Raw genomic sequence first — 4,386 nt, 5'->3', positions numbered from 1 at the left:
CGGCACCGGTGGCCAGGGCCAGCGGGGCGGTGGTGGCCCTGGCCACCGGTGCCGCCTGCTGCGCCGCCTGGTCGGCGGGCGCCGCGGCGCTCCGGCTGGCGCTCGGCGCGCTGGCCGCCGGGATCGCGCTGACCGCGGCGGTCGTCGGCTCGACGACGGGTCTCGTCGCCTGTACGGCGGTGCTGCTGGCCTCGCTCGCGGCCGGCCGGATACGGCACCGGGGACCGGCCCTCGCGGGCCTGGCGCTGACCGCGGTGCTGGCGGTCGGCGGGGCCTGGGCCGTCGCCGGGCAGGTGCTGCCGCCCGGCCCGGCCGCGTTCCTGGAGGGGCCGCTGACCCCGCACCGGATCGGACTGTGGCAGGACGCGCTCGCCCTCGCGCGCGCGGAGGCCGCGCTGGGCGTGGGACCGGGCCGGTTCGGGGAGCTGAGCCAGGCCGTGGCCGCGGCGCCGCCGACCGACGGCAAGCCGCACTCGGCGCCGTTGCAGCAGGCCGCGGAGCAGGGAGCGGTCGGGGTGCTCCTGCTGGCGACGGTGTTCTGCTGGATGCTCCACGCGCTGTGGCGCACGGCGCGCCCGACACCGGTCGCGCTGACCGCGGGCGCGGCACTCACGGCGCTCGCGGCGATCTCCGCGGTCGGCAACGCCCTCAGCTTCACCGCGGTGACGGCGGGCGCCGGCCTCCTCGCGGGGCTGGCCACCGCCCGGCCGTCGGCCGCCTAAGAAGCGTCGTTCACCCCCCTCATCTCCCCCCGGGCACCTCTACCCGCGCTCGGCTTCCCGCGCTCGGGGCCGCCCCGCCGCTCCGCGTCGGCTCCCGACCGGCCGGCGAGGAGGACCTCAGTGCGCCGCGCCGGGCGCGCGCGGGCGCAGACGGTCCCTGATGACCCGTACGGCCGACTCCGCGTCGTCCACGGTGACGGTGAGGGTGTGGCCGTCCCACAGCCGCAGGATCACGCCCTCGCCACGCCGTACGACCACGGCGGTGCCCTTCTCGGGACGCCAGCGGTAGCCCCAGCCGCCCCAGTGACGCGGCGTGACGTGCGGCGCGAAGTCGGCGCCCATCACCTGGGAGAGGGGGATGCGGCGGCGCGGCACGCCGATGTGGCCGCAGCGGATCTCCAGGCACTCCTGGTCCACCCGCAGCGCGACGTGCACGAAGGCCAGCGTGCCGAAGAGGACCAGCAGCCCGGCGGCGATGCACCCGACCACGGCCATCACCAGCGGGGCGATGCCGTTCGTCCACGGGGAGTCGACGGCCAGCTCGATGCCGAGCGCCAGGCACGCGGCGCCGAGGAGCGCCAGCAGCCACTGGACCCGGTTGGTGGCCCGGCCGGTCCATACATCGGGGTGCGGGGAGTGCGCGTCGCGGGGGTGGTCCCTCATGTTCTCGAGGTTACTCAGCTTTCGTTGCGCGGGGAGTCCGTCGCACAGCGTGACTGCTCCGCCCGGCCGCACGTACGCGGCGGGCGGCCCGGGGCTCCCCCGGGCGGCGCCCCTCGTCCGGCGCGGCACGCGTGCGCGTCATGTCACCGCGCGGGACGCGTGCGACGCCGCGTCGCGGAACGGCACCCGGCCGGGGTCACGGCGCCCCGTACGGCATCCGGGTGCCTCATCCGCCGCGCGTGGCCCGGCGTCGTCAGGACGCCGTACGGGACCCGGCGGCGCGGCGGCGTACCGCGCGGGGATCCGCCGGTCAGCGGGCGTCGGCCACCGGGGCCGGCACGGCCGGGGCGAGCAGGCGTCCCTCGGCGTAGGACAGCGCGGGTGCGGGCAGCGGGCCCGGGCGTCCGCTCAGCAGGACCGTCACATCGCCGCGAGCGGCCGTCTCCGGGTCCGGGCGGGCCCCGATCCGGCGCAGCGCCTGCGCGGCGACGGCGCCGGCCGAGCCGTGCAGGGCCAGCGGCGGACGGCCGGGGCGCTGCACGGCGGCGCGGATGCGCTCGGCGACGAGTTCGTAATGGGTGCAGCCCAGGACGACGGTCATGACCTCCGCGGGCGTCAGCTCGGCCGCCGCCGCGACGGCGGCGTCGATCGCCGTCTCGTCCGCGTGCTCCACGGCCTCGGCGAGCCCCCAGCACGGCACCTCGGTGACCGGTACTCCGGCCGCGTGGTCCTGGATGAGTCCACGCTGGTAGGCGCTGCCGGTGGTGGCGGGGGTGGCCCAGATCGCGACGGGTCCGCCGCCGGCCGCGGCGGGCTTGATGGCCGGGACGGTGCCGATCACCGGGATGCCCGGCTCCAGGCGGGCGCGCAGCGTGGGCAGGGCGTGCACGGTGGCGGTGTTGCAGCCGACGATCAGGGCGTCGGGCCGGTGTGCGGCTGCGGCTTCGGCGACGGCCACGGCCCGCTCCGTGAGGTCCTCCGGTGTGCGCGGTCCCCAGGGCATGCCGTCGGGGTCGAGCGAGAGCACCAGATCGGCGTCGGGGCGGAGGCGCCGTACCGCGGCGGTGGCCGCCAGCAGCCCGATTCCTGAGTCCATGAGCGCGATCTTCACCCGGCCACGATAGTCGATGTGCCCGTGACGCCCGCCGTGGTGGGGGACACTGCGCGGGTGAGCGCCCTCGCGTGGACTGCCGCCGGTTCCCTCGTCGCCTGGCTGTGGCTGCTGCTCGGCCAGGGCTTCTTCTGGCGTACGGACGTGAGACTGCCGCCCCGCCGGGATCCCGGCGACTGGCCGTCCGTCTGCGTGGTGGTGCCGGCCCGGGACGAGGCGGCGGTGCTGCCCGTGAGCCTGCCGGCGCTGCTCGGGCAGGACTATCCGGGGCGGGCCGAGGTGTTCCTGGTCGACGACGGCAGCACCGACGGCACCGGCGAGGTGGCGCGGGAGCTGGCGCGGCGGCGGGGCGGGCTGCCGCTGACCGTGGTCACGCCGGGTGAGCCGCCCGCGGGCTGGACCGGCAAGCTCTGGGCGGTACGGCACGGCATCGGGGAGGCACGCGCGCGTGCCCCCGAGTATCTGCTGCTGACGGACGCCGACATCGCGCACGCCCCGGACAGTCTGCGCACGCTGGTGGCCGCCGCGCGCACCGGCGGTTTCGATGTGGTGTCGCAGATGGCCCGGCTGCGGGTGGAGAGCTTCTGGGAGCGGCTGGTCGTGCCCGCCTTCGTCTACTTCTTCGCGCAGCTGTACCCGTTCCGGTGGATCGGCCGCCGGGGCGCGCGGACGGCCGCCGCGGCGGGCGGCTGTGTCCTGCTGCGCGCCCAGGCCGCCGAGCGGGCGCGGATCCCGGACGCCATCCGGCACGCCGTCATCGACGACGTGGCCCTCGCGCGGGCCGTGCGGGACAGCGGCGGCCGGCTCTGGCTGGGGCTGGCCGACCGGGTGGACAGTGTGCGCCCGTACCCGCGGCTGCGCGATCTGTGGGGGATGGTCTCGCGCAGCGCCTATGCCCAGCTGCGGCACAGCCCGTCCCTGTTGCTCGGCACGGTCGCCGGGCTGGCCGTCGTCTATCTGGTGCCGCCCGTTGCCCTGGCCGCCGGGATCCTCGGCGGCGCCACGACGGCGGGCGCGCTCGGTGCCGGGGCGTGGCTGGTGATGGCGGGGACGTACGTGCCGATGCTCCGCTACTACCGGCAGCCCCTGTGGCTCGCTCCCGTGCTGCCGTTCACCGCGTTCCTCTATCTCCTCATGACGGTGGATTCCGCGGTGCAGCACTACCGGGGGCGCGGTGCGGCCTGGAAGGGCCGCACCTACGCACGTCCGGACGCGGTGCCCGACGAGGGCTGATCACTCCCGTCTCGCTCACTTGCGACCGGGTGTCCAGTTCATGCCCCAGCCGTAGGCCTGGTCGACGGTCCGCTGCGGGCTGACCCCGTGCGCGGGGATCAGGTAGCGGGCCTCGCGCTGGACGATCAGGTCGCCGCCGGTGTTGGTGATCAGCGCCAGCGCGCACACCGGGGAGGGGACGGTGCACTCGTCCAGGGAGAAGTCGACGGCGGCGCCGTACTGCGGCTGGAGGGTGACCGTGGCGTTGAGGTCGGCGAAGGAGCGGGCGCCCTCGTAGATGGTGACGAAGACGAGGATGCGCCGGAAGGCGTCCTTGAAGTCGAGGTTGACGGTCAGGTTCTCGCCGGTGGTCACGGCCCCGGTGCGGTCGTCGCCGTCGAGGTGGATGTACGGCGGCCGGTGCAGCGCGCCGAAGGCGTTGCCGAGGGCCTGGACGACGCCCTTGCTGCCGTCGGCGAGTTCGTACAGGGCGCACAGGTCGAGGTCGAGGTCGGAGTGCAGGGCGACGGCCCGGCCGAACTTGGCGCCCCACCCGGAGAACTGCTTGCGCACCTGCCAGTTGAGGTTCACCTTCAGCGCGCCCGAGGTGCCGCCCTGTTTGGTGAGGGACACGGCGGGGGCGGCCTTGGTGAGCGTGACCTTGGTGAGGCGGACGGG

5 protein-coding genes are annotated in these 4,386 nt (G+C 76.0%); 2 read left to right on the top strand and 3 right to left on the bottom strand.

The genetic code is table 11. From position 1 onward, the window contains the following. Window positions 1-722, top strand: a 722-nt coding sequence (locus CCN42_RS42875; RefSeq protein ID WP_158102166.1) for an O-antigen ligase family protein, incomplete at its 5' end; no start/stop codon positions are given. 117 nt (window positions 723-839) lie between these two features. Here the strand turns inward: CCN42_RS42875 and CCN42_RS34055 are convergent. Together CCN42_RS34055 and CCN42_RS34050 are read right to left on the bottom strand one after the other, a co-directional pair. Continuing rightward, window positions 840-1,385, bottom strand: coding sequence for a hypothetical protein (locus tag CCN42_RS34055; RefSeq protein ID WP_086741291.1), 546 nt, complete (start codon window positions 1,383-1,385; stop codon window positions 840-842). Window positions 1,386-1,695: 310 nt separating this feature from the next. Next, complete coding sequence (locus CCN42_RS34050; RefSeq protein WP_386581851.1) at window positions 1,696-2,496, bottom strand: glutamate racemase; 801 nt, start codon at window positions 2,494-2,496, stop codon at window positions 1,696-1,698. Between the two features lie 57 nt (window positions 2,497-2,553). Between CCN42_RS34050 and CCN42_RS34045 the strand changes: the two genes are divergently transcribed. Continuing rightward, window positions 2,554-3,729 (top strand): glycosyltransferase, encoded by a 1,176-nt coding sequence (locus CCN42_RS34045; RefSeq protein WP_086741290.1) that lies wholly within the window; start codon window positions 2,554-2,556, stop codon window positions 3,727-3,729. A gap of 15 nt (window positions 3,730-3,744) precedes the next feature. Here CCN42_RS34045 and CCN42_RS34040 read toward each other — a convergent pair. Then, window positions 3,745-4,386 (bottom strand): TerD family protein (locus tag CCN42_RS34040; protein ID WP_422641235.1); only part of this gene is annotated, 642 nt, incomplete at its 5' end.

Source organism: Streptomyces glaucescens, assembly GCF_002154375.1.
In the GTDB taxonomy this organism is placed as follows: Bacteria; Actinomycetota; Actinomycetes; order Streptomycetales; family Streptomycetaceae; genus Streptomyces; species Streptomyces glaucescens.
The sequence above is the reverse complement of the archived record's forward strand: the minus strand, read 5'-3'. Positions and strand labels throughout refer to the sequence as shown.